Raw genomic sequence first — 21,083 nt, forward strand, 5'->3', positions numbered from 1 at the left:
CCCGTTTCCGACCGCGCTCCGACGCCCGCCGCCACAGCATCGCCCGCAGGCATCCCTGGCGACCCTCGATGAGTGCTTCAGACGCAGATTCCCTGCACAGCAAAGTGGCGGCAGTCACCCTCGGCTTCTGGGTGATGAAGATCGCCGCCACCACCCTCGGCGAGACCGCCGGTGACCTGCTGTCGATGACGCTCAACCTGGGCTACGTGGCCAGCTCGGCCATCCTGCTGGCGATCTTCGCCGGCCTGCTGGCCGTGCAACTGTCCGCGCGGCGCTTCCACCCGGTGCTGTTCTGGTCGGTAGTGCTGGCCACCAGCACCGCCGGCACAACGATGTCCGACCTGATCGACCGCACGCTGGGGCTGGGGTACGCCACCGGCGCCAGCCTGCTCGCCGGCTGCCTGGCGCTGGTGCTGTTGGCCTGGCGCCTGTCTGAAAAGTCGATCTCGGTCAGCAACATCGCATCGCGCCGCGCCGAAGGCTTCTACTGGACCGCCGTGCTGTTCTCCAACACGCTGGGCACCGCATTGGGCGACTTCGTCGCCGACGATTCCGGGCTAGGCTTCACCGGCGGCGCGCTACTGATCGGCAGCCTCATCGCGCTCACCGCGCTGGCCAGCCGCATCAAGGGCATCAACCGGGTCATCCTGTTCTGGATCGCCTTCGTGCTCACCCGCCCGTTCGGTGCCACCTTCGGCGACCTGCTCACCAAGCCGCTGGAAAAAGGTGGCCTGGGCTTCGGCACGGTGGGCTCGTCGCTGGTGCTGTTCACCATCCTCGCCACACTGGTGGCGCTGCCGATGCTGCAGCGCCGGGCGCAGCCGGTCCAGTGACTGTAACGCCTGAATATCCCTGGCCGCTGACTCCCAACTGTCGTCCCCATTGGTGAAATCTGTAGGGGAATCCCCGATTGTGTGCGGAACATAAGACGCACATTGTTGACATTCCATGGAGGAGCGAGAGCAATTGCAGAATGAAGATTGTAGATACGGTACTCAGCTACGCAGGCGACTACCACCCGCAATCCAAAGGCATGTGCCGTCTCCGCGTGTTCTCCGGAGATGACGGCCCCCGCGTTCTCATCACGGATCTTGGCCCATGTAACAACGGGCGGTCCGTCACCAATGCCATTGAAACGATCGTGGAGCGAATCGAGGACAGCGGACTGGCCCTCGGTGCGACGGTCTATATCGAACACTATGAGAGACCTGACCCAGAGCATGACACCTTTGACCAGGTGCGAGTCTCTCCAGGGGTGAACTGGCAGTCGATCTCGAAAAAGACGGCGATTGCCCTTCTGGGTTGTAGTCCGGACGAGCTTGAAGACCGTACCGAACACAACAAGCGAATCGTCGGCAGGACCGAAACGCTCAGACTCTCCACAAGGCGATTTGATGGTTCACCCTGGCCCGAGTCTCCCGAGGTCACCAAGCGCAAGCTGGAGATCGCAGACACCATGATCTCGCGCTCCTCCGTGCGCGCACTCGTCGAGGCTGGAAGTGGTGAACGCGAGCTCCAACGCTTGCTCAAGAGCGATCTATCGATTGTCGCCGAAGCGTTCACCTCGCCAGATGACGAATACATCTGCTTTTCGGAATTTCCCTTTGGCGACGGCTATGTGGATTTCGCCGTGTTCACCGGTCGCTCGCGCATGGATGTCATTCTGATCGAGGTCAAGGGAGCCGACTTCAACCTCGTCAATAGCAACCACTACGAGGAGTTCAACCACAAAGTACTGGAAGCCGCAGGCCAGCTCCGCAAACGCCTCGGATTGTTCTATCGCAACCAGGAACCCATCCGCTGCGAGCTGCACCGTATCCGCGCAGAAGCCGAGCGCGGGAGTTCGCTCCACAATGCATTTCTCGGCCCCGAAGCCCCTCTTGAGGTCGATCCCGATAAGGACATCAACATCCGCCCGGTGATCATCGGTGGGAGAACCCAGAACGACCTGGAAGAGAGCCGCAAACGCCACGATTACGAACGCGGAACGTCACCCCGAGTGCGGCTCGAATCGTGGGACACTTGGTTGCGTCGAATCCAGCGGGACTGAACCCGCCATCCAGCTGGCTGTCTTATCCTGTCCCCTCTTTACTCCGAACACCTGCAGTTAGCGCGCCGTCCAGCCTCCATCCACCGGCAGCGCCGTGCCGGTGATCTGGGCCGCGGCGTCCGAGGCCAGGAACACCACCATTTCTCCCAGCTGCTCGGGCGTCACGAACTGCAACGAGGGCTGCTTTTCGGCCAGCAACGCGCGCGCGGCGGTTTCTTGATCCGTGCCTTCGCGCTCGGCCAACGCGGTGATCTGCTGCTCGACCAGCGCGGTCCGCACCCAACCCGGACAGATCGCATTGGCGGTGATGCCGGTGCCCGCGTTCTCCAGCGCGGTTACCTTGGTGAACCCCACCACGCCGTGCTTGGCCGCCACATAGGCCGACTTGTTCACCGAGCCCACCAGGCCGTGCACGGATGCGATGTTGATGATGCGGCCGGCGCCCTGCTGCTTCATGTGCGGCAAGGCCGCCGCCGTTGCATGGAACACCGCCGAGAGATTCAGCGCCAGGATCGCATCCCACTTCTCTACGGGAAACTCGTCGATTGAAGCGGTGTGCTGGATACCCGCGTTGTTCACCAGGATGTCGATGCGGCCCATCGTCGCAACGGCGTGGGCGATCATTTCGCGCACTGCCTCGCCACGGGACAGGTCTGCGCCATCATGCGCCACCCGTACGCCGAACTCGGTTTCCAAGTTGGTACGGATACGTTCGATCTCCGCTGCATCGCCAAAGCCATTCAGCACGACGTCGGCACCCTGCCGCACCAGTGCGGTGGCAATGCCAAGACCGATACCGCTGGTGGAACCGGTAACCACCGCAACCTTTCCACTGAACATGGGCGAGCTTCCAACGGGCACAGGCAACCAGTGTAGCCCTCTGGGTCCACGCCATGCGTGGATGCCCCCCCTCTCGGCAGACTTTCACATTACCCCTATAGTCAGCGCAATCCACCCATGGCTGGCCCGATGAACCCCTGCAAGGCCCTGCTGCCCGCCGTTGTTGCCGCACTGCTCGCCCCTGCCATCAGCCAGGCCACGCCGCCCGCTCAGGCCGCGACGCCACTTACCACCGGCAGCGCGCGGCTGGACATTGCCAGTGGCCGCGTCGAGGGCGACGTCTGCGTGTCCAACCGCCCTGCCGGGTCACTCAACACCTTCGTGCTCAACGCGGGCCTGAATGTCGCGCGGGTGACCGATGGCGATGGCGCGCCGCTGGATTTCGAAGGATGGTACGCCCCCGGGGTGGATGGCGAGGCACGCGTATACACCGTGGCCAAGCCATCCGCTACGCTCTGCGTGCAGTATGTGGGTGCCTTCCCGATCTACGCCCGGCACGATGCCCCAACCGATTTCAAGGGCCTGATGGCCTTCAACGGCGACAGCGCCCGCTTCACCGAACAGTCCGCCTGGCTGCCGCAGGCATTCGACCCCAAGGCCCGCGTACGCAGCAGCGAAAGCCGCTACGACCTGCAGGTGGACTGCGCCGGCTGCCGCTTCCTGTATCTCAACGGCAGCCCCGCCATCGAAGGCGCGCAGGGCCGTTTCCGCAGCGAGAACGCACGGCCGATCCTGCTGTTCGGCGGCAGCGGCCCGATCACCCGCACCGCGCAGGTCACGGTCCTCAACGAGACCCTGCCCAAGGCCAAGGTTGATGCATTGTCCAGCACGGTGCAGAAGATAGCCGACGTGCACAGCCGCTACATGGGGGTGCCGCTGGCCGACCGCCCCACCTTCCTGCGCATGGTCACCCTCAACCAGATCGAGCGCGACCGCGAGGGCAGCGAATGGGGCTTTGCCACCTGGCCGACCATCGCCATGAGCGGCAGCATCGGCAACGTGGCCGACTCACTGCTGGCTGGTAGCGAAAAGGCCGAGCGACGCGTGCAGTACATCGCGCACGAAATGGGCCATTACTACTTCGGCACGCTGAACCGTCCGCACGGCCCCTACTTCTGGGTGCTGCTGGAATCCAGCGCAGAGTTCCTGTCGATCAAGGCGCTGCGCGAGATCAGTGGCGATGCCGCGGCGGATCGCTACATCGCGCGACTGCAGTCGGCCATCGATAAGCAGGAAAAGCCGCTGCCCGCGTTCGATGCCATCGACGGCAACTCGGATCTGGGCGAGAGGTATCGTTACGTCTATGCGCCCTTGCTGTTGCTCTCGCTGGAAAAGCAAGTGGGCGAAGCGAAAATGCAGGCCTTCATGCGCGGGCTGCTGGCCGCGCCTTCGCCGGGGAATTGGGCGGAGCTGCAGGCCATCGCACTGAAGGCCGGCATCGATGCCAAGGCCTGGGAGCATTGGCGGGCAAGCTGTGTGACTGGCGGCAGGCCAAGCTGTAGATCCACGCCACGCGTGGATTCACTGCCTCAACGTCCGCATATCTGAATCATCCAGCACTCAGAAGAACAGACTCGCTCGCTCAACGGTCGCGAGCGGATTAGCCTTCCGCACCGCCTCCAGAAAGAGCAGAAAGTCGCGGTTGAACAGCGAAAGGTTGTTAGTGAACGTCACGCACTTTCTACCCGATGCTCTGCTGAAGCATACCTGCCAGACATAGCGCGCATAGATGACGTCGGACGTTCGTGTGACTGAGGTGATCTGCGAGAGCGGAACCGCCGTGGGTACCGGGCCCCGCCGCAGGTAAAAGAATTCTGTGTCGAAGAAGTAGTGCTCCCGATCCTCTTTGCCATCCACCATCACCAGGGTCATGGACGTGCCGGAGATCCGGCGCGGGGGATTCAGACGCAACCCTGATCCCAACGCCGAACGGGCTCTCGCTGACATTTGCCGAAGGATGAACCAAAGGATCACCAACGGAAGTGCCGCGAGGACAATGAAGCCTGCGGTCTTCAAAACAACCTCCAATGTGCTTGGCACACAGATCTCCAGGATGAACGTTCAGGCACTAACGACGCCCGAATAGGTCCACGCCACGCGTGGATGCTTCGGCTTCAACGCCCCATCACTTCCAATGATCCGGCCCCAGGAACGGCAGGCTCAACACAAACACCGGAACCGCCACAGGAATCAACGCCGCGCCCAGCACCTTGCCGGCCGCTGTCCCAACACCCGGCTTGTCCTCCCGCTCCGGCAGGATCCGCTGCGCCCTAGCACTGATCGGCTGCGCCAGCTTCCCCTTCTCCGCCAGCGCAGCGGCATCCGGCAACTTCACCCGCTCGCCGTCGCCCTCGAACAGCGCGCTGTAATAGCTGCCGCCCTTCTTGGAAAGATTGCAGGCCCGATCAAACGCCAGCGCATAACGGCTCCGGTCCTGCGGCAGGTAGTAGCGCGCACGCTCATCCACATACTTCGCCTCGCGCGGGAGCACCTCAATCCGTTCCAGCTTGAACTGCGCGGCCTGTTCCGGTGTCACCTGCTCCGGCCGCAGCAGCAGCGCATAGCTGCCGTGTACCTTGGCCTTGTTGGCCGGGTCGCGCCAGTCCTCATGGAAGTACATCTGCGCGCAGGCCACCGCCTCGCGCAGCGGGCTGTCCATCAGCGCGCGGTACTCGCGGAACGGTGCAGCATTGAAGCGCATCGGTTCTTCAAAGCGCGGCAACAGGTACAGCTGGCCATCGTCGGCCACGAACGCACCGGTGATCTCGCGGCTTGAGGCGTGCTCCTCCGGGCCACTGGCACAGCCAGACAGCAGGCCAAGGCACAGGGCGGAGAGAATGAAGAAGGACGTTCGCATGTCGTGTTCGAGGGCTTCCCTGGGAAAACGGCCCCGCCCGGAAGGACGAGGCCAGTCCACCATGGTGCCACGGCACCGCATGCGATGCAGAGCCCGCCCTACTTCAACCGCTCCACCAACCGCTGCCCCACCTCCAGCGCCGAAGCCGGGTTCTGCCCGGTAATCAGCTCGCGGTCCACCACCACATGCCCGGTCCACGGCGCGGCATTGCTGCTGAACTTCGCACCCGCCCGCTGCAACGCGGTCTGCGGGTAGAACTTCATCTCGCCACCACCCAACTGCGGTTTAGCCAGCGCTTCTTCCTGGTTGCTGATCACCGTCATCTGGTAGCCGCTGTAGATCCATTTCGGCATAGCCGGCGTCGCACCGCCCTCCAGCTTCGCCACGAAACCCGGAGCATCCGGCAGCGTGGACAGCAGCGCGATCGGCCCGTGGCAGACCAATGCGGTGGTCTTGTTGCGCTGGTGGAAGTCGGCCAGCAGCCGGCCCAGCGCCGGGCTCTTCAGCAGATCCTGCATCGGCGCGTGGCCACCGGGAATATAGACCGCATCGAAACGCGCATAGCCCTGCTGCTCGACGCGCGCCAGGCTGACCACGGGCGAGGCCGTCGAAGAGGTCAATGCCAGCTTCTCCAGCAGGTCCTTGTGCAGCTTCAGCTGCGCGGCATCGTTGCCGAAGTACATCGGCATCACCGAAGACGCGTCCACCGTCGGCGCGCGCCCCTGCGGCGTGGCGAAGGTCACCTCGTGACCCGCGTCCAGCAGCAGCTTGACCGGCTGCATCAGCTCGTTGAGAAAGAAGCCGGTAGACAGCACCTTGCCGTCCTTCAGTTCCAGGTGGTTTTCGTCGGACAGCACCACCAGCACGTTGGCGGCATGCGCGCCGGTAGCGGCCAGGGTCAGGGCCAGGGTTGCGGCCAGTCGAGTCATCAGGTTCACGGGAGCTCCTATCGGGGATTGATCACCACTTTATTGATCGCCGCAGCGGCGATAAATTGGCCCCATCGCAAAACATCTGTTCTCCGGAGAGCCAAATGAGCCGAAAGTTCGATTACCTTGGCGATGTGGAAGTGTTCCTGGCGGTGGTCGAGCACGGCTCATTCACCGCCGGCGCCGTGGCGCTGTCCACCACGCCCTCGGTGCTGAGCCGCGCGGTCACCCGCTTGGAAGCGCGGCTGGGCCGGCAGCTGCTGCAGCGGACCACCCGCCGCGTGGGCCTGACCGACGCCGGGCGGCTCTATCGGGAACAGGTGCGCACTGCCTTCGGCCTGCTGGATGACGCCGAGCGCGACGTACTGGCCCAGGACGGTGCGCTGGCCGGCCGCGTGCGCCTGAGCGTGCCCACCACCTATGGCCACTACCGGCTGCCGCCCGTGCTGGCGCGCTTTGCGCAGCAGTACCCGCAGGTGCAGGTGGAACTGAACATCACCAACCGCAACGTGGACCTGGTGGCCGAAGGCTTCGATCTGGCCATCCGCCTGGGCCAACTGCCGGACAGCGGGCTGGTGGGGCGACAGCTGGAGGATGCCCCGCTGCAGCTGGTTGCCGCGCCGGACTACCTGCAGCGCCGCGGCACGCCGCAGACGCTGGACGATCTGCAGCAGCACCTGTGCCTGCCCTTCGTGATGCCCCGCACCGGGCGGCTGGCGCCGTGGATCTTCCGCGACGGCGGACGCGACGTGGACTGGCTGCCGCGTTCGTCCATCGAGACCTCCGACGATGTGCTGGGCGTGGTGTCGCTGGCCGAACAGGGCATCGGCATCTGCCAGAGCTTTGAGTTCATCGTGCGCGAGCGATTGCAGCGTGGGGAGCTGGTGGAAGTGCTGCCGCAGTTGCGGGGGCGGTCGCGGCCGTTCTCGGTGATCTATGCCCCGCATCGGAGGCAGTCGGCTGCGGCAAGGGCGATGATTGAGTTGCTGGTGGGGAATGCGGCTGAGGATGGCGTTGGTTGAAGCCGGGTGGCTTGTCAACGGTGTCGGGTTTGAACCGTTTTTCGGAGTGTGCGGCTGATCGGGCGCCGTTGCTTGGCGAGGCGGACTAAGAACTGTTGCAAAGGAGGCCGTCGCGCTATTCGCTTGTGGCATGGGCGATTGCGCCACTTTGATTCGCTATCAGCAGAGCAGCTGCGCGAATGCGTCTGCTGGCGTCGCGTGCTGCACGAAGGGGGCGTGCAACAATAGTTCTTCGCTCTCGGATTCGACGATTCCTTCGCGAATTTCTATTGGCATTCGAAGCGGCTGCGTAAACACCATGGTGCGCCACCGACAACGGGTGGCTCCGGGTCTGCAAACCCGCGATGAGCAACGACTGTTGTTTACGCTTGCCCGTCGGCACCGTCCTTAACCGGTGCCGGCGGGCAATCCGTCGGCCTATCTGGCGGGCGGTGCGTGGGGGTCTTCGGACCCACCGGTCATTCGTTGCTTCGTCCCGGTTTGCAGCCACGCATCGTCCGCCACCTCTTCGCGGTGGCGCTGTTAAGCACAGCCACGGAAGCCGACGCCATGAACGAACCCGACACCTTCTCCTCGTACACCGTTGTTGAGCCCATCAACGACGACACTCCCCTGCCCGACCTGAACTCCCTGCTCGGCATCCTCAAGCGCATGCGCGGCTGCGAGGGGGCTGACGGGCATCCTTGGCCGGAGAACGACGTATCACCCGGGCGCCGCGTGAGCCTGGCGAGGACCGAGCGGGCAATGGTGGGGGCGCTGACGGTGCTGGAGCTGCTGCACGCGGCAGACCGCTGCCGGGTGGCAGCGGAGCCAGAGCGGCATTTGGATGAGGGGGTGGTGGATGGGCTGTTTCTGGCTTGCCGAGGGTTAGTTGAGTGGGCTTGTCGGGAGGTTAGGCCGGAGTAGAGCAAGCTCTCGCAAGTCGAAACCGTAGCGCAACTAGCATCGAGCAAATGATGTGGCGAAGGACCAATCATCGGATGCCACGCAAGTCAGCAGGCAAGTCATTCGGTTATGCCCGATCCAGCGCGAACAAACAACCTCCACTCATCCACCCGAAACGCAGCGCATGGTCGAGCCAATGAATTTGGTCGCACTCGACCAAGGAAACGTCTTACAGAAGACGATGAAGTGGAGAAGAAAAAAAACCCATGGCACCCAACTTTCAATGTGCGAAATTGGTCTATATAGCTTCGGATTTGTTCCTCTTTGAACAGCATCCCATTCAGCGCCATACGGACTGATCGGCAGTCTCTTCTCAATATCCTGCACTACCTGCCATTTAGCAGTATTCAAATTCTTATAAGCAATAATTATGTTGTACCAAAACAGAGTAAGCATGCCACCAGCCACAGCAAGAAGCCACATGTACTCAGGACTATCTTTTGAGGTCAGATATCCGACAAAAGCGAGAATTGCGGAATTCACACTGAGAAAGTACGTGTTAGCTGTCGTTCTCCGCTGGCTGATACGGTCCGCCATTTCAACGTACAGCCTGTACTGATCAAGAAGGTGGGAGTACCACTTTTCATTTGATGGATAAGTGGCCCCCTCTGGAATTTCATTCCATAACTTTCCCTGAGGGACGTCAACCATTTATCGAGCCCCTCCAATAAGGACCTTCAAATTATCCCAGGTCCAGCTATAAATCTTGTCGTCCGCGCTAGCACTAGTTGGCTTAGTACATTTGTTGTCGTTGTACGCGGCAAGCAGGAAGTATGGTTTGCCTTTTTCCTTTGCGATACGCAATTCAGCCGCGACACCTTCTGCAGTATGCGTGCGATGCCCACAGAGAACGATCACCACATCAACATTGTCAAGCCGACGCCTCACCTTCTCCTTCCAATCACCCGTGAGATGATCATTAACCGAATTGTCCTTAAATTCAAAAGGACTATCAGGGAGCTTAGCTTGACCTGCCAACATGACTTTAGTCCCCTCGTCATTGTGGTAGTCAAAACTAATGAACGCACGCTTCTTTGCCATTTCAGCATCTCCTTTAGCTGATTATAAAAATCACTCCGCCCCAACGAATGCACGAAGCCGTCGGAACAGTGCCATTAGGCACTGATCGAACACGCGAGCACATAGCAACCGAGCCCCCCTTAGTCGAAAACATCCCCGACTCAACCTTCAAAAATCATTCAGCCGACAGGTTCGACCTGATCTTATGGCGATTGGCAGTTGTCAGCAAGTGCCCTCACACCAAGGCACAAATGGCCGAAGATCAATCGATTCCGACCCATCGAGTACGCCTGAGCGCACAGCATTGAAAGGAGACGGTAGCAATCACAGTCCGACTCCTAAGACATAGATTCACCTGCCCCAAAAAAGCTATCAATCCCTAAGAATCAGCGGCCTCCCGACTGCCGACCGGCCGGCACTTCAACATTTCGCCGCTTCAGCATCGAAGATCGAGCAATATCAACTATTCCAGAAAAAGACAATTCATTGGCGCGACTCACAGCCAGCCCCAAGAAGAGCACCTGGGGGCTTTCGCCTTCCTTTAGCTCGGCATATATCTTGGCGCGGCGTATCGCCTTAACAATCTGAAAAGAACTTCCGAAGCGTTCATTCAGGCGAAAAATTTCCGCCCCAATAAGATCGTAGACCGCCTCACCGAAGGCATGTGCCTCCTCAATTTTTGGAAAGTAACCTTTGTGGATGACGGAGTTTCGAAGTTTCGTCATCGATTGCCCGAGAACGTTCGGCGGAGTGGCATCCTTTGAAGTTCGAATGCCTATGTACATCCCTAGCTGCCTCTCCGATTGGGAGGAGACGCCTCTCCACATATCATCAACAGCCACCGCATCGATACCATCGGAAATCAACTGGACACGAATTGAGAACTCGTACAATCGCTCTAGCGCAGCCGCAAAACTACTGATTGATTCACGAAAATATCCTTCCACGAAGGCTTCCAGACCGCTTTCAAAAAGCAACTCGTAAGGCTGATTTTCAAGCAGGACAACTAGAGAATGCCCTTCCAAGCAATGTTCACGATACAAACCCATATCCTGAACGTGCACTGCAATCGTTGGAAGGTCAATGCCATCTCCGAACAATCCATCACGCGCCTCGAGCTCAGCATCTAAGCACGAAGGGCACGGCATTATGATCCTCAAGATGCTACTCCCTAGTATTCCGCAGATGCACCAGCGCAGTTATGGTGCAATCATCTGACCATATTTCAGAAGCAACAAGGGCGCCTCTCGGCGCCCTCGTTCTCTCAACTCATTCCCACTCAATAGTCGCCGGCGGCTTCCCCGAGATGTCATAAACCACCCGCGACACCCCCCGCAACTCATTGATGATCCGGTTGCTCACCGTACCCAGGAACTCATACGGCAGATGCGCCCAATGCGCGGTCATGAAGTCGATCGTCTCCACCGCCCTTAGCGCAATCACCCACTCATACGCCCGCGCGTCGCCCACCACGCCCACCGACTTCACCGGCAGGAACACAGCAAACGCCTGGCTGGTCTTGTCGTACAGGTCGGCCTTGCGCAGCTCATCAATGAAGATGGCATCGGCCTTGGCCAGCAGTTCGGCGTATTCGCGCTTCACTTCACCCAGGATACGCACGCCCAGGCCCGGGCCCGGGAACGGGTGGCGGTAGACCATGGTGCGCGGCAGGCCCAGCTCAACGCCCAGGCGGCGCACTTCGTCCTTGAACAGCTCGCGCAGCGGCTCCACCAGGCCCAGCTTCATGTGCTCCGGCAGGCCGCCCACGTTGTGGTGGCTCTTGATCACATGCGCCTTGCCGGTCTTGCTGCCGGCCGACTCGATCACGTCCGGATAGATGGTGCCCTGCGCCAGCCACTTGGCGTTCTTCAGCTTGTTCGACTCTTCATCGAAGATCTCAACGAACAGGTTGCCGATGATCTTGCGCTTGGCTTCCGGGTCGCTCACGCCTTCCAGTGCCTTGAAATAACGGTCGGCGGCATTCACGCGCACCACCTTCACGCCCATGTGCTCGGCAAACATCGCCATCACCTGGTCGCCTTCCTGCCAGCGCAGCAGGCCGGTATCCACGAACACGCAGGTCAGCTTCTCGCCGATGGCCTTGTGCAGCAGCGCAGCCACCACGGACGAATCGACGCCGCCGGACAGGCCCAGGATCACTTCGTCATCGCCCACCTGTTCGCGCACGCGGGCGATCTGGTCGTCGATGATGTTGGCGGCGGTCCACAGGGTCTGGCAGCCGCACACGTCCACCACGAAGCGGCGCAGCAGCGCCTGGCCCTGCAGGGTGTGGGTCACTTCCGGGTGGAACTGCACGCCGTACCAGCGCTTTTCTTCGTTGGCCATGGCGGCCACCGGAATGCGGTCGGTGGTGGCCGTGATGGTGAAGCCCGGCGGCGCAACGGAGACGTGGTCGCCGTGGCTCATCCAGACATTCAGCTTCGGCTCGCCGCCGTGGTCGCTCAGGCCCTTGAACAGTGCATCGGGGTTGATCACGTTCACTTCGGCGTGGCCGAATTCGCGCTGGTCAGCGGCTTCGGTGGCACCGCCCAGCTGCGCGGCCAGGGTCTGCATGCCGTAGCAGATGCCGAAGATCGGCAGACCACTGTCGAACACTTCCTGCGGCGCGGCCGGGGCACCCGGCAGCGTGGTCGATTCCGGGCCACCGGACAGGATGATGCCCTTGGCGCCGAACGCGGCGATGTCGGCCGGGTTGTGGTCCCACGCCCAGATTTCGCAGTAGACGCCCAGCTCGCGGATGCGGCGGGCGATCAGCTGCGTGTACTGCGCGCCGAAATCGAGGATGAGGATCTTGTCGTTATGGATGTTGGTCATGGTGCCGTTCCAGTGGTGTTTTTCGCAGCGCCCGGCGCTTCAAGGCTCTGCGTCAGCGTGGCGATGAACGCCTCGCGTTGTTGAATATGTGAGGTGTCTTCCTCGTCCCAGCGCAGCATCAGCAGCCCGTGCGGTGCGTTGGGGTTGGAGCGGTCGGCGCGCGGCAGCTCGGCGATTTCCTGCACTTCGGTGCCGGGCACGATGCGCCGTTGCAGCGCTGCCATCGAGACGCCCGAATCCGCAGCGCCCCAGGACGCCCAGCGCACGCTCATCCGTGCGGGCTCCAGCGCGCCCAGTACCGGCGTCAGCACCGGATCATCCGGCCCGTGCAGCAGCTCGGAAATGCATTGCAGGGTGACCTGCAGCGGGCGCTCGCCAGTACCTTTCAGCAGCCAACGCTGTTCGCCAGCGGCCTGCACCTGCCAGCCCTTCGGCAGCGAGAACGCGTTCTGGCACGCCTGCACGTCCTGCAATTGCGAAACCGCCGCGCCCGGAGACCCGGAGCGCGGCGGCGGTTCGGACAACGAACAGCCTGCCATCAGCAGGCTGCCCGTAATCGCAAGAGCGGTTCGCAAGCGCATCAGGCGCGGTAGTTCGGCGGCTCTTTGGTGATGGTCACGTCGTGGACGTGGCTCTCACGCTGGCCGGCGCCGCTGATCTTCACGAACTTGGGCTTGCTGCGCATGTCTTCGATGGTGGCGCAGCCCACGTAGCCCATGGTGGCACGCAGGCCGCCCATCAGCTGGTGGATGATGCCGCCCACCGGGCCGCGGTACGGCACGCGGCCTTCGATGCCTTCCGGCACCAGCTTGTCGGCGGTGGCGGCGTCCTGGAAGTAGCGGTCCTTCGACCCCTTCTCCATGGCAGCCAGCGAGCCCATGCCGCGGTAGCTCTTGTACGAACGGCCCTGGTACAGCTCGGTCTCGCCCGGCGATTCCTCGGTACCGGCCAGCAGGCCACCGACCATAATGGTCGAGGCACCGGCGGCCAGCGCCTTGCCGATGTCGCCCGAGTAGCGGATGCCACCGTCGGCGATCAGCGGGATGCGGTCCTGCAGCGCTTCGGCCACCAGGTCGATGGCGGTGACCTGCGGCACGCCGACGCCGGCGACGACGCGGGTGGTGCAGATCGAGCCTGGGCCGATGCCGACCTTCACTGCGTCAGCGCCGCTGTCCAGCAGCGCCAGTGCGGCTTCGCCGGTGCAGATGTTGCCACCGATGACCTGCACGTGCGGGAAGTTCTTCTTGACCCAGCTGACGCGGTCCAGCACGCCCTGCGAGTGGCCGTGCGCGGTATCGACCACGATCACGTCCACCCCGGCGGCGACCAGCGCTTCCACGCGGCGATCGGTATCGCCACCCACGCCGACGGCCGCGCCGACCAGCAGGCGGGTCGACAGATCCTTGGCAGCGTTCGGGAAGTCGGTGTTCTTCTGGATGTCCTTGACGGTGATCAGGCCACGCAGTTCGAACGAATCATTGACCACCAGCACCTTTTCGATGCGGTTGCGGTGCAACAGCTGCAGCACTTCATCGCTGGCGGCGCCTTCCTTGACCGTGATCAGGCGATCCTTCTTGGTCATGATGTGGCGGACCGGATCGTCCAGCTCGGTCTCGAAGCGCATATCGCGGTGGGTCACGATGCCGGCCAGCAGGCCGTCGCTGCCCACCACCGGCACGCCGGAGATGTTGTGCGCCTGGGTCAGGGCCAGCACGTCGCGGATGGTGGTTTCCGGGCCGACGGTGATCGGGTCGCGGATGACACCGGCCTCGAACTTCTTGACCTTGGCCACTTCCGCGGCCTGCTGTTCCAGGCTGAGATTCTTGTGGATGATGCCCATGCCGCCGAGCTGGGCCATGGCGATGGCCAGGCGGGCTTCAGTGACGGTATCCATGGCTGCAGACAGGATCGGAAGCTTCAGCTTCAGGTCGCGAGTCAACCGCGTTTCGAGGTTGACGTCCTTGGGCAGGATGGTCGAGTGGGCGGGGACGAGCGAGACGTCGTCGTAAGTGAGTGCTTCAGCCTGGATGCGCAGCATCGGCATACCCGAGATGTGGGGAAGCGCGACATTTTACCCCTTTTTCGCGCCCTGTGGCAGGGGGTAGATGCGACGCAGTGTCGCGCGGGCGGTGATTGGTTCAGGGGGGCCGTCGGGGCCGACGGCATACCGCCTTTGGTGGGTGCCAACCTTGGTTGGCACGATCCGTCCGGCACCGGTGCCCCAGATGGGCCGATGGCCCCGATGGATGTGCCAACCTTGGTTGGCACCTACCAGGAGCGGGTCATCGGCCTGCCCCAGCATTGTGCCGACCAACGGTCGGCACCCACCTTAAGAGGATCACTCGGGCCAGTCCTGGAACTGCCTTTGGTAGGTGCCAACCTTGGTTGGCACAAACAGGGAGAGGCCCTCACCCCATCTGGGGTCCAGACACCGGACAGATCGTGCCAACCAAGGTTGGCACCTACCAGGAGCGGGTCATCCGCATGTCCACATTGTGCCGACCAACGGTCGGCACCCACCCCAAAAGGTCAGCTCAGCGCTTCCGCCGCTTCCAACGTGTTCTGCATCAACGTGGCCACGGTCATCGGGCCCACACCACCCGGCACCGGGGTGATCCAGCTCGCCCGCTGGGCAGCCGCCTCAAACCCGACGTCGCCCACCAACCGGCCGTCATCCAACCGGTTGATACCCACATCGATCACCACCGCGCCCGGCTTCACCCATTCGCCCGGCACAATGCCCGGGCGGCCCACCGCCACCACCAGGATGTCGGCGTTGCGCACGGCCTGTTCCAGCACGTCCTTGGGGGTGAACTTGTGGCAGCTGGTCACGGTGCAGCCGGCAATCAGCAGCTCAAGGCCCATCGGGCGGCCGACGTGGTTGCTCACGCCCACGATGGTGGCGTTGCGGCCACGCACCGGCTGGTCGGTGTGGCCCAGCAGCGTGGTGATGCCGCGCGGGGTGCACGGGCGCAGGCCGAACTCGCGCAGGGCCAGGTGGCCGACGTTTTCCGGGTGGAAGCCGTCCACGTCCTTGCGCGGGTCGATGCGCTGGATCAGCCGGCGCGCATCGGGGATGCCCGGCAGCGGCAGCTGGATCAGGATGCCGTTGATCTTCGGGTCGGCGTTGAGCTGGTCGATCAGGTCGAGCAGCTCGGCTTCGGTGGTACCGGCCGGCAGATCGTAGTCATGTGCTTCGATGCCGACCTTCTCGGCGGCACGGCGCTTGTTGCGCACGTACACGGTCGAGGCCGGGTCGCCACCGACCAGCACCACGGCCAGGCCCGGGCGGCTGCCGCCGGCGGCCACGCGCGCATCGACGCGCACCTTCAGGCTGTCGAGCAGGTCCTCGGCGATACGGCGGCCATCAAGGATGCGGGCAGGAAGCTGGGGGGCGGAATCGGTCATCGGGAGCAGGCGTGGGGCGGCGGGGACGCTATTGTCCCCGATTCAGGCCCCCTCGCCCACCGCGGAATGGGGTCCTGATGGGGTCGGACCCCTTTGCCACAGGCAAAGGGCTCTGACCCGGGGTGACTCAGATTGCCAACCTCCGGTAGTGCCGGCCGCTGGCCGGCAACCTCACGATGTCGGAAGGTTTCCGCATCTGCCGGCCAGCGGCCGGCACTACCGACGGATGGTGCGCTGAGGTTGCCGGCCAGCGGCCGGCACTACCGGGCTTTATTCTTCCTCTTCCGGCACGTCCTGCGGGTTCAGCGTCTTGCTCTCCCGCTTCGGCGCAGTGAACGGCGTCGGCGTCGGTACGCCCTGCGGGCTGTTGCCGTAGATCATCCGCGCGCCGGCATTCAGACCACCACCGGCAATCTCCAGCTCGAAACGCTCGGCATCGCGGCGACGGATCTGCTCGGCGATCTCCACCGCGTCGTCCTCATCCGCCCCCAGCTCCACCAGCGCGGCCTGGCCGAACAGCACTGCCGATTCAAACGTCTCGCGGATCTGGAAATCGACACCGGCATGGATCAGCCGCAGCGAATGCTCGCGGTCGAACGAGCGCACCATCAGCTTGGCCTGCGGGAATTCATGCGCCACCAGTTCGACGATGCGGTCAGCCGCCTCGGCCTTGTCCACGCACACCGCAATCGCACGCGCGGTCGCTGCGCCCGAGGCATGCAGCACGTCCAGACGCGTGCCATCACCGTAATAGATCTTGAAACCGAAGCGCGCCGCGCTTTGGATCATCTCCACATCGTTGTCGATGATGGTCACGTCCACGTCGCGCGCCAGCAGCGACTGGCTGGCGACCTGGCCGAAGCGACCGAAGCCGATCAGCAGCACGCTGCCGGACAGGCCATCGGCCTCGTCCACGCCGTCCATGTTCACCGTCGGCTTCGGTGCGATGCGCTTGTAGACCAGTACCACCAGCGGGGTCAGCGCCATCGACAGCACCACCACGGCGGTGAAGTTGGCATTGATCTCCAGGTCGATCACGCCGGCCGATGCGGCAGCGGAGAACAGCACGAAGGCGAACTCACCGCCCTGCGCCATCAGCACGCCACGATCCAGCGCCTGCGCGTGGTCGCTGCCCATCACGCGCGCCACCACGTAGATGCACAGCGCCTTGGCCGCCATCAACGCCAGCACCAGGCCGAGGATCAGCTGCCAGTGCGCGGCCACCACGCTCAGGTCCAGCGCCATACCGACGCTGAGGAAGAACAGGCCGAGCAGGATGCCGCGGAACGGTTCAATGTCCGCCTCGATCTGGTGGCGGAAGGTCGACTCGCTCAGCAGCACACCGGCCAGGAACGCGCCCATCGCCATCGACAGGCCGGACAGCTGCATCAGCAGCGCCGCACCCAGCACCACCAGCAGCGCAGCGGCGGTCATCACTTCGCGCGCCTTCGATTCGGCCAGCACGCGGAACAGCGGGTTGAGCAGGAAGCGGCCGACCAGCACCAGGCCGACGATGGCGCCGACGCCGATCGCCACCGACAACCAACGCGAGCCCTCGCCGTCGGCACTGCCCGCGCTCGGGCCCATCCAGGCCACCAGCGCCAGCAACGGCACGATCAGCAGGTCTTCGAACAGCAGGATGGAGACGATCTTCTGCCCCGACGGCAGCGCGATGTCACCGCGCTCGGCCAGCAGCTGCATCACCACCGCGGTGGAGGTGAGCACGAAACCGGTAGCGCCGATGAAGGCCACCTGCCATGGCAGGCCGAACAGCTTGGCAATGCTGGTCAGCACCACCGCGCAGGTGACGATCTGCAGCGTACCCAGCCCGAAGATTTCCTTGCGCAGGCTCCACAGGTGCGAGGGCCGCATCTCCAGGCCGATCACGAACAGGAACATCACCACGCCGAGCTCGGCGGTATGCAGGATGGCCTGCGGGTCGGAGAACCAGCCCAGCCCGAACGGTCCGATCGCCAGGCCGGCAGCGAAGTAGCCCAGCACCGAGCCCAGGCCGGCCCGGCGGAACAAAGGCACCATCACCACCGCCGCGCCCAACAGGGCCACGACCTTGACCAGCTCGCTGGTCGCTGCTTCTACCGCCATGCGGTGTTTTCCCCAAGATCCAGAATCGGCTTCAACAATAGAGCAATGCCGATGACGGCAATAGCACGCATGTTGCGCCGGATTGTCTTGGAGGTGGAACGATGCAGGGAGCGACCCCCAGCATCATCCCGAAACCATGCGCCCGCCCAAGTGGGAGCAACCGTACACCCGCTTCGGTGGGTGCCAACCTTGGTTGGCACGAAAGCGCCGACCAAGGTCGGCATCTACCAATGCACACCCCGATCGGGTTCACCCACCCCGGCAGAACGCGGCGTAATCGATATACCCCGGGAACGGCACGCCCGGCGCGCACACCGGGCACTGCGGGTCGGGCCGGATGCCGGTCTCGCGGAAGCGCATGCCCAGCGCATCAAAGCGCAGCAGGCGGCCCACCAGCGGCTCGCCGATGCCGAGCAGCAGTTTCAACACCTCGGTGGCCTGCAGCACACCGGCCAATCCCGGCAGCACACCCAGCACACCGGCCTCGGAACAGTTCGGCGCGAACTCCGGCGGCGGTGGCTCGGGGAACAGGCAGCGGTAGCACGGCGCCACGCCACGCTGGCGGCCGGCGTCAAACACGCTTACCTGACCGTCGAAGCGCTCGATGGCGGCATACACCAGCGGCTTGGCGTGCTTGATGCAGGCGTCGTTGAGCAGGTAGCGCAGCGGGAAGTTGTCCGACCCATCCAGCACCACGTCCACGCCCTCCAGCAGCGCATCCACGTTTTCGGAGGTGACCCGCTCCGGCACCGCCTCCACCTCGATCGACGGGTTCAGCGCCAGCAGCCGCTCACGCGCGGAATCGACCTTGAGCTGGCCGACGCTGGCTTCGGTATGCACGATCTGCCGGTGCAGGTTGCTGCGCTCCACCCGGTCGTGGTCGGCGAAGCGCAGGTGCCCTACCCCGGCCGCGGCCAGATAGAAGCCGGCCGGCGCGCCCAGGCCGCCGGCACCCAGCACCAGCACCCGCGACTGCTGCAGCCGGCGCTGGCCGGCCTCGCCCACCTGTGGCAGCAGCAGATGCCGCGAATAGCGATCAAAGAAATCGCGGTCGGCGGCGCTGGCCAGCGGCTGCACCAAGGGCAGCGACTGCTCGCGCCAGGCCACGGTACCGCCCGTCACGGAAGCGACGTTTGTGTAGCCGGCCTCCAGCAGGAACTGCGCGGCATCGGCCGAGCGCTTGCCGCTCTGGCAGATCAGCAGGATCTCCTGGTCGTGCCGCGGCAGATGCGCGGCCGGGTCGGCCTGCAGCTCGCCCTTGGCCACGCCGCGCGCGCCCTCGGCCATGCCCCCGGCCCGTTCATGCGCCTCGCGCACATCGATCAGCACGGCGCCATGGGCCAGGCGCTCGCGCGCCTGCGCGGGGGAAAGCTCTTGGATGCTCATGGCCGCATTATCGCGCAGACACCTTCGCCGCGCCTTGCCCCGAACATGGCACCATGCGGGCGTTGCCCCCTGCATCCCGGAACCGCTGCATGCGCTCTGCCACCGAATTCTGGCGTGACCCGCGCATGCCCTTCGTCGAAAGCCGACGGGCGTGCGACAGCCGCGCCTGCCATCGCCCGCACAGCCATGACACCTTCTCGATCGGCGCCGTGGACGCCGGCAGCAGCGTGTTCACCGGCGCGGCGGAAGGACCGCGCCTGCTGCAGCCTGGCAGCCTGGTCGGCGTACCTGCAGGCCGCGTGCACGCCTGCAACCCCCTGCCCGGCCAGGTCTGGAGCTACCAGATGCTGCATCTGGACGCGCGCTGGATGGCCGAGGTCCGCGCCGAGTATGACGACCTGCCCGAACCCGACTGGCAGCAGGAACCGATCCGGATTTCCAACCATCGCCCGCGCTACCAGCAGTACTGCCAGCTCAACCAGACGCTGTTCTCCGACGATCCGGTCAGCGTCAAGGAAGCTGCCCTGATCGCGTTCGTCGGCGATCTGGATGAACACGATGGTGTAGCCGTGGCCGGCCCACCTGAAGATGCCGCATTACAGCAGCGGCTGCAGCCGGTGATGGACGTTCTGCGCCAGCGGCTCGAACACACCCCGGCCCTGCAGGAGCTCGCATCGCTGGCAGGCATGAGCCGCTACCAGCTGATCCGCGCCTTCCGACGTGCCACGGGCCTGACCCCACACGCCTGGCAGATCGACCAGCGCATCCAGGAGGCCCGCCGACGGTTGTGCGAAGGCCAGTCACTGGCCGTGGTCGCGCATGCACTGGGCTTTGCCGACCAGAGTCATTTCCAGCGGGTCTTCAAGGCCCACGCCGGTGCGACCCCAGGCCAGTACCGGCGCTGAGCCTGCAATAACGTTCAATACCACCGCGCGGCACATCCCCAGACTGGCGCCCCAGCCAGCCGCCGCCGGACCCGATGGAACAGTTCCTGATCATCGCCACCGTACATTTTCTCGCCCTGCTCTCACCCGGTCCCGATTTCTTCCTCGTTGCACGCACCGCGATCACCTCTGGCTGGCGCACCGCCAGCGGCGCCTGCGCAGGCATCGCCGTTGGCAACGGCGTCTTCATCGTGGCGGCTTTCACTGGAATGGCCATGCTGCGCGCGGGCAGCGCAGGGTTCATTGCGGTGCAGTTGGCGGGCTGCGGGTTCCTGCTGTACCTCGGCACGCTGTTCCTGCGCCATGCGGGTTCGACGACGCTGCAGGCACCTGAAGCTGCCGCCGGATCGCCAGCGGGCGGTGCACACGGATGGTGGAAGGCGGCAGGGCTGGGCGCCCTGTCTGCGCTGCTGAACCCGAAGAATGCGCTGTTCTACGCAACGTTGGCGGCAATGCTCAACGGCCCGCAGGCCAACGCCGCAACGAAATTCTTGTATGGCGCGTGGATGTTCGGCATCGTCCTGCTTTGGGATCTGCTGGTCGCCGCGCTGGTCGGCCACCCGTGGGTGCTGCGTCGGTTCGCACGCGCCCTTCCCTGGCTGGAGCGGGCCGCAGGGTTTCTGATGATCGCGCTGGCGCTATGGATCGTCGTGTCGCTGTGGGCCGGCTGACGCCAGCGATTCGCGCCTGTCGCAATGGCGTTCAATACCGTGCGTTCACACCCGCCCACACTCTGCACTTTCT

The 21,083-nt window shown here is 63.7% G+C and carries 20 protein-coding genes; 7 read left to right on the forward strand and 13 right to left on the reverse strand.

What is annotated here, in order from left to right; all coding sequences use genetic code 11:
- The first annotated feature begins 68 nt into the window (after positions 1-68).
- Positions 69-833 carry a hypothetical protein gene (locus N5D91_RS03150; RefSeq protein ID WP_180854753.1) on the forward strand — a complete coding sequence of 255 codons (765 nt, stop codon included), beginning with the start codon at positions 69-71 and terminating at the stop codon, positions 831-833.
- Between the two features lie 140 nt (positions 834-973).
- Complete coding sequence (locus tag N5D91_RS03155; protein ID WP_180854754.1) at positions 974-2,050, forward strand: Shedu immune nuclease family protein; 1,077 nt, start codon at positions 974-976, stop codon at positions 2,048-2,050.
- A 57-nt stretch (positions 2,051-2,107) separates the two neighbouring features.
- Here N5D91_RS03155 and N5D91_RS03160 read toward each other — a convergent pair whose 3' ends face one another.
- Complete coding sequence (locus tag N5D91_RS03160) at positions 2,108-2,890, reverse strand: 3-hydroxybutyrate dehydrogenase (protein ID WP_180854755.1); 783 nt, start codon at positions 2,888-2,890, stop codon at positions 2,108-2,110.
- A 129-nt stretch (positions 2,891-3,019) separates the two neighbouring features.
- Between N5D91_RS03160 and N5D91_RS03165 the strand changes: the two genes are divergently transcribed.
- Positions 3,020-4,438 carry a hypothetical protein gene (locus N5D91_RS03165; protein ID WP_180854756.1) on the forward strand — a complete coding sequence of 473 codons (1,419 nt, stop codon included), beginning with the start codon at positions 3,020-3,022 and terminating at the stop codon, positions 4,436-4,438.
- A gap of 12 nt (positions 4,439-4,450) precedes the next feature.
- Here N5D91_RS03165 and N5D91_RS03170 read toward each other — a convergent pair whose 3' ends face one another.
- From N5D91_RS03170 to N5D91_RS03180, 3 genes are all read right to left on the reverse strand, one after another.
- Entirely contained in the window at positions 4,451-4,906 is a 456-nt protein-coding gene (locus N5D91_RS03170; RefSeq protein ID WP_258011568.1) for a hypothetical protein, read from the reverse strand.
- 109 nt (positions 4,907-5,015) lie between these two features.
- The gene (locus N5D91_RS03175) at positions 5,016-5,747 is read right to left on the reverse strand and encodes a hypothetical protein (RefSeq protein ID WP_088025737.1); all 732 of its coding nucleotides are present in this window, start codon (positions 5,745-5,747) and stop codon (positions 5,016-5,018) included.
- Positions 5,748-5,845: 98 nt separating this feature from the next.
- Complete coding sequence (locus N5D91_RS03180; protein ID WP_180854757.1) at positions 5,846-6,685, reverse strand: type 1 glutamine amidotransferase domain-containing protein; 840 nt, start codon at positions 6,683-6,685, stop codon at positions 5,846-5,848.
- Between the two features lie 95 nt (positions 6,686-6,780).
- Here N5D91_RS03180 and N5D91_RS03185 point away from each other — a divergent pair, with 95 nt between their 5' ends.
- Together N5D91_RS03185 and N5D91_RS03190 are read left to right on the forward strand one after the other, a co-directional pair.
- Positions 6,781-7,698 carry a LysR family transcriptional regulator gene (locus tag N5D91_RS03185; protein ID WP_248860385.1) on the forward strand — a complete coding sequence of 306 codons (918 nt, stop codon included), beginning with the start codon at positions 6,781-6,783 and terminating at the stop codon, positions 7,696-7,698.
- Positions 7,699-8,247: 549 nt separating this feature from the next.
- Entirely contained in the window at positions 8,248-8,604 is a 357-nt protein-coding gene (locus N5D91_RS03190; protein ID WP_180855629.1) for a hypothetical protein, read from the forward strand.
- 141 nt (positions 8,605-8,745) lie between these two features.
- Here N5D91_RS03190 and N5D91_RS03195 read toward each other — a convergent pair whose 3' ends face one another.
- From N5D91_RS03195 to moeB, 9 genes are all read right to left on the reverse strand, one after another.
- A complete protein-coding gene (locus tag N5D91_RS03195; RefSeq protein ID WP_279907081.1) occupies positions 8,746-9,294 on the reverse strand; it encodes a hypothetical protein in 549 nt (182 codons plus the stop codon).
- The gene (locus N5D91_RS03200) at positions 9,295-9,684 is read right to left on the reverse strand and encodes a TIR domain-containing protein (RefSeq protein WP_180855627.1); all 390 of its coding nucleotides are present in this window, start codon (positions 9,682-9,684) and stop codon (positions 9,295-9,297) included.
- A 365-nt stretch (positions 9,685-10,049) separates the two neighbouring features.
- On the reverse strand, positions 10,050-10,811 hold the full coding sequence (locus N5D91_RS03205; protein WP_180855626.1) for a hypothetical protein: 762 nt from the start codon (positions 10,809-10,811) through the stop codon (positions 10,050-10,052).
- Positions 10,812-10,932: 121 nt separating this feature from the next.
- Entirely contained in the window at positions 10,933-12,498 is a 1,566-nt protein-coding gene (guaA, locus tag N5D91_RS03210) for a glutamine-hydrolyzing GMP synthase (RefSeq protein WP_180855625.1), read from the reverse strand.
- Positions 12,495-12,971 carry a hypothetical protein gene (locus N5D91_RS03215; RefSeq protein ID WP_180855630.1) on the reverse strand — a complete coding sequence of 159 codons (477 nt, stop codon included), beginning with the start codon at positions 12,969-12,971 and terminating at the stop codon, positions 12,495-12,497. The genes guaA and N5D91_RS03215 overlap by 4 nt, the downstream gene beginning before the upstream one ends.
- Positions 12,972-13,078: 107 nt before the next feature.
- Positions 13,079-14,536 carry an IMP dehydrogenase gene (gene guaB / locus N5D91_RS03220; RefSeq protein WP_075676539.1) on the reverse strand — a complete coding sequence of 486 codons (1,458 nt, stop codon included), beginning with the start codon at positions 14,534-14,536 and terminating at the stop codon, positions 13,079-13,081.
- A 491-nt stretch (positions 14,537-15,027) separates the two neighbouring features.
- Positions 15,028-15,906 (reverse strand): bifunctional methylenetetrahydrofolate dehydrogenase/methenyltetrahydrofolate cyclohydrolase FolD, encoded by an 879-nt coding sequence (gene folD, locus N5D91_RS03225; RefSeq protein WP_014036908.1) that lies wholly within the window; start codon positions 15,904-15,906, stop codon positions 15,028-15,030.
- 270 nt (positions 15,907-16,176) lie between these two features.
- Positions 16,177-18,009 (reverse strand): monovalent cation:proton antiporter-2 (CPA2) family protein, encoded by a 1,833-nt coding sequence (locus tag N5D91_RS03230; protein WP_101765321.1) that lies wholly within the window; start codon positions 18,007-18,009, stop codon positions 16,177-16,179.
- A gap of 249 nt (positions 18,010-18,258) precedes the next feature.
- Positions 18,259-19,395 (reverse strand): molybdopterin-synthase adenylyltransferase MoeB, encoded by a 1,137-nt coding sequence (gene moeB, locus N5D91_RS03235; protein ID WP_258011634.1) that lies wholly within the window; start codon positions 19,393-19,395, stop codon positions 18,259-18,261.
- Between the two features lie 89 nt (positions 19,396-19,484).
- On the opposite strand from moeB, the gene N5D91_RS03240 reads away from it, so the two are divergent.
- The gene (locus N5D91_RS03240; protein ID WP_180855398.1) at positions 19,485-20,300 is read left to right on the forward strand and encodes an AraC family transcriptional regulator; all 816 of its coding nucleotides are present in this window, start codon (positions 19,485-19,487) and stop codon (positions 20,298-20,300) included.
- 74 nt (positions 20,301-20,374) lie between these two features.
- Positions 20,375-21,010 carry a LysE family translocator gene (locus N5D91_RS03245; RefSeq protein WP_180855397.1) on the forward strand — a complete coding sequence of 212 codons (636 nt, stop codon included), beginning with the start codon at positions 20,375-20,377 and terminating at the stop codon, positions 21,008-21,010.
- The last annotated feature ends 73 nt before the right edge of the window (positions 21,011-21,083 follow it).

It is taken from the genome of Stenotrophomonas sp. GD03794, from assembly GCF_029842145.1.
In the GTDB taxonomy this organism is placed as follows: domain Bacteria; phylum Pseudomonadota; class Gammaproteobacteria; order Xanthomonadales; family Xanthomonadaceae; genus Stenotrophomonas; species Stenotrophomonas riyadhensis.

Excerpts from the sequence above, each read along its gene's own strand:
- N5D91_RS03150 (WP_180854753.1), top strand. The coding sequence starts at position 69 with ATGAGTGCTTCAGACGCAGATTCCCTGCACAGCAAAGTGGCGGCAGTC.
- N5D91_RS03155 (WP_180854754.1), top strand. The coding sequence starts at position 974 with ATGAAGATTGTAGATACGGTACTCAGCTACGCAGGCGACTACCACCCG.
- N5D91_RS03160 (WP_180854755.1), bottom strand. The coding sequence starts at position 2,890 with ATGTTCAGTGGAAAGGTTGCGGTGGTTACCGGTTCCACCAGCGGTATC.
- N5D91_RS03165 (WP_180854756.1), top strand. The coding sequence starts at position 3,020 with ATGAACCCCTGCAAGGCCCTGCTGCCCGCCGTTGTTGCCGCACTGCTC.
- N5D91_RS03175 (WP_088025737.1), bottom strand. The coding sequence starts at position 5,747 with ATGCGAACGTCCTTCTTCATTCTCTCCGCCCTGTGCCTTGGCCTGCTG.
- N5D91_RS03185 (WP_248860385.1), top strand. The coding sequence starts at position 6,781 with ATGAGCCGAAAGTTCGATTACCTTGGCGATGTGGAAGTGTTCCTGGCG.
- N5D91_RS03190 (WP_180855629.1), top strand. The coding sequence starts at position 8,248 with ATGAACGAACCCGACACCTTCTCCTCGTACACCGTTGTTGAGCCCATC.
- N5D91_RS03195 (WP_279907081.1), bottom strand. The coding sequence starts at position 9,294 with ATGGTTGACGTCCCTCAGGGAAAGTTATGGAATGAAATTCCAGAGGGG.
- N5D91_RS03200 (WP_180855627.1), bottom strand. The coding sequence starts at position 9,684 with ATGGCAAAGAAGCGTGCGTTCATTAGTTTTGACTACCACAATGACGAG.
- N5D91_RS03205 (WP_180855626.1), bottom strand. The coding sequence starts at position 10,811 with ATGCCGTGCCCTTCGTGCTTAGATGCTGAGCTCGAGGCGCGTGATGGA.
- guaA (WP_180855625.1), bottom strand. The coding sequence starts at position 12,498 with ATGACCAACATCCATAACGACAAGATCCTCATCCTCGATTTCGGCGCG.
- guaB (WP_075676539.1), bottom strand. The coding sequence starts at position 14,536 with ATGCTGCGCATCCAGGCTGAAGCACTCACTTACGACGACGTCTCGCTC.
- folD (WP_014036908.1), bottom strand. The coding sequence starts at position 15,906 with ATGACCGATTCCGCCCCCCAGCTTCCTGCCCGCATCCTTGATGGCCGC.
- N5D91_RS03230 (WP_101765321.1), bottom strand. The coding sequence starts at position 18,009 with ATGGCGGTAGAAGCAGCGACCAGCGAGCTGGTCAAGGTCGTGGCCCTG.
- moeB (WP_258011634.1), bottom strand. The coding sequence starts at position 19,395 with ATGAGCATCCAAGAGCTTTCCCCCGCGCAGGCGCGCGAGCGCCTGGCC.
- N5D91_RS03240 (WP_180855398.1), top strand. The coding sequence starts at position 19,485 with ATGCGCTCTGCCACCGAATTCTGGCGTGACCCGCGCATGCCCTTCGTC.
- N5D91_RS03245 (WP_180855397.1), top strand. The coding sequence starts at position 20,375 with ATGGAACAGTTCCTGATCATCGCCACCGTACATTTTCTCGCCCTGCTC.